We start from the raw sequence: 5,220 nt of genomic DNA on the forward strand, positions 1-5,220 counted from the left end.
GGAACACCGTCCGCAGACTCTCGTGACGCGCCACCACATCACCCAACGCCCACCGCAACGCCTCCCGGTCCACCACACCCCGCAGACGCAGCGCGAGCGGGATGTTGTACGTGGCACCGGAGCCTTCGAGGCGGTCCAGGAACCACAGCCGGCGCTGGGCGAAGGACAGCGGAACCCGGTCGGGACGGACGGTCGGCAGCAGGGCCGGACGGGCCGCCTCGGCCTCGCCGAGCCGCTCGGCCAGCTGCGCCACCGTGGGGGCCTCGAACAGGGTGCGGATGGCCAGTTCGACGCCGAGGGCGGCACGGATCCGGCTGACGAGACGCGTGGCGAGCAGCGAGTGTCCGCCGAGGTCGAAGAAGTGGTCGTCGGCGGAGATACGGTCCACGCCGAGCACCTCGGCGAAGAGACCGGCGAGGATCTCCTCCTGCGGGGTACGGGGTGCCCGGCCCGTGGTCTCGCCGGCGAGGTCGGGGGCGGGCAGCGCCCTGCGGTCCAGCTTGCCGTTGGGGGTCAGCGGCAGCGCGTCGAGCGTGACGAAGGCGGCCGGGACCATGTACTCGGGAAGGCTCCGCGCGGCGTGGGCGCGGACCTGGGCGGAGTCGATCCGCTGCCCGGCCGACGGGACCAGGTAGGCGGCCAGACGGCGGTCGCCGGGCCGGTCCTCCCGTACGACGACGGCGACCTGAGCCACCACCGGGTGCGCGGCGAGAACGGACTCGATCTCACCGAGCTCGATCCGGAAGCCGCGGATCTTGACCTGGTCGTCGGCCCGGCCGACGAACTCCAGGGCGCCGTCCTCGGTCCAGCGCGCCACGTCTCCGGTGCGGTACATCCGGGTGCCGGGGGCGCCGAACGGGTCGGCGACGAAGCGGCTCGCGGTCAGGCCGGGCCGGCCCCAGTAGCCGCGGGCCAGTCCCTCGCCCGCGACGTACATCTCTCCGGCGACGCCCGGCGCGGCCGGACGCAGGCCGCCGTCGAGGACGTAGATGCGCAGGTCCGGGATGGCGCGGCCGATCATGCTGCCGGGGCCGGAGGCGGCGCCGGGTGCATCGAGCGCGAGGTGGCTGACGTGCACCGTGGTCTCGGTGATGCCGTACATGTTGACCAGGACGGGGCTGTCGTCGGCGTGCCGGGCGTACCAGTCGCCGAGCCGCCACAGGTCGAGCGCCTCGCCGCCGAAGACGACGTACCGCAGGCACAGCCGGTCGCCGGTCGCGGGGTTCTCCCGGTCGGCCTGCATCAGCTGGTAGAAGGCCGAGGGGGTCTGGTTGAGGACGGTCACGCGCTCGTCGGCGAGCAGCCGCAGGAACTCCTCCGGGGACCGGCTGACGCCGTGCGGAACGACCACGAGCCGGCCGCCGTGCAGCAGCGGGCCCCACAGCTCCCACACGGAGAAGTCGAAGGCGTACGAGTGGAAGAGCGTCCACACGTCGTCGGGGCCGAAGTGGAACCAGTGGTCGGTCGCGCCGAAGAGGCGGACGACGTTGTGGTGCGGGACGACGACGCCCTTGGGCCGGCCGGTGGAGCCCGAGGTGTAGATCATGTAGGCGGGGTGGTGCGGGTGCACGTCCACGGCGGGGGCGGTGTCCGGCTCGGCGGCGAGCGCGGCCGTCGTGTCCGGTTCGTCGAGCAGCACCTGGGCGGTGTCCTCGCCGAGACCGGCGGGCAGTCCCGCGTCGGACCGGGTCACCAGCAGCGCGGGGCGGGCGTCCGCCAGCATGTGGGCGAGGCGGTCCGCGGGGTAGTCCGGGTCCAGCGGCAGGTAGGCCGCGCCGGACTTGAGCACCGCGAGTACGGCGACCACCAGGTCGAGGGAGCGGGGCAGGGCGAGGGCCACGAACCGCTCGGGCCGCACTCCGTTCCGGGTGAGCAGCCGGGCCAGCCGGTTGGCGCGGGCGTCCAGCTCGGCGTAGGTGAGGCGGTCGTCGCCGAGGGACACGGCGATCGCGTCGGGGGTGCGGGCGGCCTGGGCGGCGAAGCGGGCGGTCAGGGTGTCGGGGGCGGTCCCGGTGGCCGGGTCGTCGCCGGTCCGTGCGGCCGGGCCGCCGGGGGCGTTCCACTCCTCGACGACCCGGTGGATCTCCTCGGGAGCGAGTACGTCGACACGTCCGGCGGGCCGGGTCGGGTCGTCGGCGAACGTCTCGAAGATCCGCACCAGCCGGTCGCCGACACGGTGCACCGCCGCGGTGTCGAAGAGGTCGGGACGGTGGTCCAGGCGCATGGTCAGCCGCCCCTCGACCACACCGGCGACGACGCCCAGGGCGTAGTGGGTGGCGTCGGTGGCGTGCAGGCCGGTGAGGGCCAGGCCGTCTACCGGCGGCTGGAGCCCGGACGCTTCCAGGGGGTAGTTCTCGAAGACCGCGATGGTGTCGAAGAGCGTGCCGTGTCCGGCGACGCGCTGCACCTCGGTCAGCCCCAGGTGCTGATGCGCCATCAGGTCGGCCTGGCGGGCCTGGAGTCGGACCAGGGCGTCGGCGAGCGGCTCGGCTGCGGGCAGCTCGATGCGGACCGGCAGGGTGTTGATGAAGAGCCCGACCATGGTCTCGATGCCCGGTATCTCCGGTGGCCGTCCTGAGACCGTCGCGCCGAAGACGATGTCGTCGCGGCCCGTGAGTTTGGCGAGCAGCAGTGCCCAGGCACCCTGCAGGACGGTGTTGAGCGTGAGCCCGTGCCGACGGGCCTGGGTGCGCAGCCGGGCGGTGAGTTCCTCGGTCAGTTCCACCGTGAGGTGACCGGGCGGCACGGCCGGCGGCGGTGCGTCGGCGGGGGCGAGCAGGCTCGGCCCGTCCAGCCCGGCCAGTGCCGCGCTCCAGGCGGTCTCGGCGGCGGCCTTGTCCTGCCCGTTCAGCCAGGCCAGGTACTGGCGGTAGGGGGTGACCGCGGGCAGGGAGGTGCCGTCTCCGTGGGTCGCGTACAGCTGGAACAGCTCACGCACCAGGACCGGCATGGACCAGCCGTCCATCAGGATGTGGTGCTTGGTGAGGAGGAGGCAGTACCGGTGCTCCGCGAGCCGGAACAGACTGCAGCGCATCAGGGGCGGACGGGTCAGGTCGAACCGCGTGGCCCGGTCCGCGGCGAGCAGCCGGTCCAGCTCGGCGCGCTGCCGGTCCGGGTCGGTCTCGGCCGACAGGTCGGTCTCCGTCCAGGGGAGCGCGACCTCGTGCGGCACGATCTGCACGGCGCGGCTGAGTCCCTCGTGGCGGAACGCGGCCCGCAGGTTGGGGTGGCGGCGCAGCAGTGCCTCCGCGGCCGCGCGCAGTGCGGCGACGTCCAGCGACCCTTCCAGGTCGAGGCTCAGCTGCACGGTGTAGACGTCCGCTGCGCGCTCGTCGTACAGCGCGTGGAAGAGCAGTCCTTCCTGCAGCGGCGAGAGCGGCAGTACGTCGGCGAGTCCCTGCTTCGTCATTGAGAGGTTCTCCAGTCGGCTTCCAGCAGGTCGATCTCGGCCTGGGACAGTGAGACGAGGGTCAGATCGGAGGGGGTGTGCCCGCCGGCCTCGGGGGCTCGGGCGTGGTCGGCCAGTACGGCCAGGGCACGCGCCCAGGTGTCGGCGAGGTCGGCGACCTCCGCTGTGGTGAACAGGTCGCCTGCCCAGGACCAGGTCGCCACCAGGCAGGGGCCTTCGGGACGGTCCTCGGTGAGCGCGTTGAGTTCGATTTCGTGGGTGAGCGGCATGGCGGGGTCGGCCCCGCCGCCGAGTGCGTCGGCCTCCGGCGCAGCGGTCCAGGGCTCCTCGCTCCGGGACGGTGCCGGGAAGCGGCCGAGGTAGTTGAAGCCCAGCTGGGGTGGGGCTGTGTGCGGCAGCGGGGTGCCGGACGCCAGGTGCCGGAGCATGCCGTACCCGATGCCGCCGTCGGGCGCCGCGCGCACCTGCTCCTTGATCCGCTTGAGCGCCTCGCCGACCGCGGGACCCGCGGCCCAGAAGCCGGAGCCGGTGCGGTGCCCGGCCCCGGGGTCCAGACGGACCGGGTGCAGGCTGGTGAACCAGCCGACGGTGCGGGACAGGTCGGCGCCGCCCACGACGTCCTCCCGGCCGTGTCCCTCCAGGTCCACCAGGACGCTCGCGCCGGGGCCCTTTCCGCGCCGGGTCCGCCAGTCGGCGACGGCCACGGCGAAGGCGGTGAGCAGGACGTCGTTGACGCCCGCGTGGTACGCGGCAGGCACGTCGGTGAGCAGCGCCGCGGTGTGGCCCGGGGAGAGCGTGCGCTCCAGGGTGCGTTCGGTGGCGAACGTGTCGCGCCCGAAGTCCAGTCTCCGGCGGCCCAGGACGGGATCGTCGCCGGTCAGCTGCCGCTGCCACAGCGGCAGTTCGGCTGCCCGTCGTGGTGCGGCCGCGGTCAGTGCCTCGGACCACACCCGCAGCGGCGTCGGCACGGGGGCCGGGGCGGGCTCGGCGCCCTTGTCGAGCGCCTCGCAGGCGGCAGCGAGGTCGGGCACCAGGATGCGCCAGGACACCCCGTCGACGACCAGATGGTGGGCGACGAGCAGCAGTCTGCCGGTGCGTCCCGGCCCGCCGTCGAACCAGACCGCCCGGAGCATCACCCCGGCGTCCGGGTCGAGCCGTCCGGCGGCGGCGTCCGCCTCGGCGGCAACGGCGGTGCGCACCGCCTCGGCGGCGGCGTCGGCCCACTCCACCCGGCGGATCAGGGCGGCCGCGGAGACCGTGCCGGGCTCCGGAACGTCGAGCGCCCAGTCGTCGTCGCGGACCAGCCGGGCGCGCAGGGCGTCGTGGTGGTCGAGGAGGACCTGCAGGGCGGCGGTGAGCCGCTCGCCGGTGAGGCCGGCCGGAGTGTGCAGCAGGACGGACTGGTGGAACCGGCCGACGGGCCCGCCGCGTTCGCGCAGCCAGTGCACGATCGGGGTGGCGGGCACCCTGCCGGTGCCGCTGCCCGCCGGGAGCGCCGGCACGGGCGCGTCCTCGGCCGTTTCGGCGACGAGCGCGAGTCCGGCGGCGGTTCTGTGCTCGAAGACCTGGCCCGGTGTGATGACGAGTCCGGCGGCGCGGGCGCGGCTGACGAGCTGGATGGACATGATGCTGTCGCCGCCGAGGTCGAAGAAGCTGTCGTCCACGCCGACGGCGGAGAGGTTGAGCAGCTCCCTGAACAGCTTGCACAGGGTCTCTTCGCGTTCGGTGGTGGCCTGGCGTCCGCCGGGGGCCGCGGAGAGGTCGGGGGCGGGCAGGGCCTTGCGGTCCAGCTTGCCGTTCGGGGTCTGCGG

The 5,220-nt window shown here is 74.0% G+C and carries 2 protein-coding genes; both read right to left on the reverse strand.

Annotated elements, in window-relative coordinates; all coding sequences use genetic code 11:
• Positions 1–3,409, reverse strand: a 3,409-nt coding sequence (locus AB0H32_RS46720) for an amino acid adenylation domain-containing protein (RefSeq protein WP_361135335.1), incomplete at its 3' end; no start/stop codon positions are given.
• Positions 3,406–5,220, reverse strand: a 1,815-nt coding sequence (locus AB0H32_RS46725; protein ID WP_361135338.1) for a condensation domain-containing protein, incomplete at its 5' end; no start/stop codon positions are given. The genes AB0H32_RS46725 and AB0H32_RS46720, both read right to left, overlap by 4 nt.

Source organism: Streptomyces sp. NPDC020362 (assembly GCF_040642095.1).
In the GTDB taxonomy this organism is placed as follows: Bacteria; Actinomycetota; Actinomycetes; order Streptomycetales; family Streptomycetaceae; genus Streptomyces.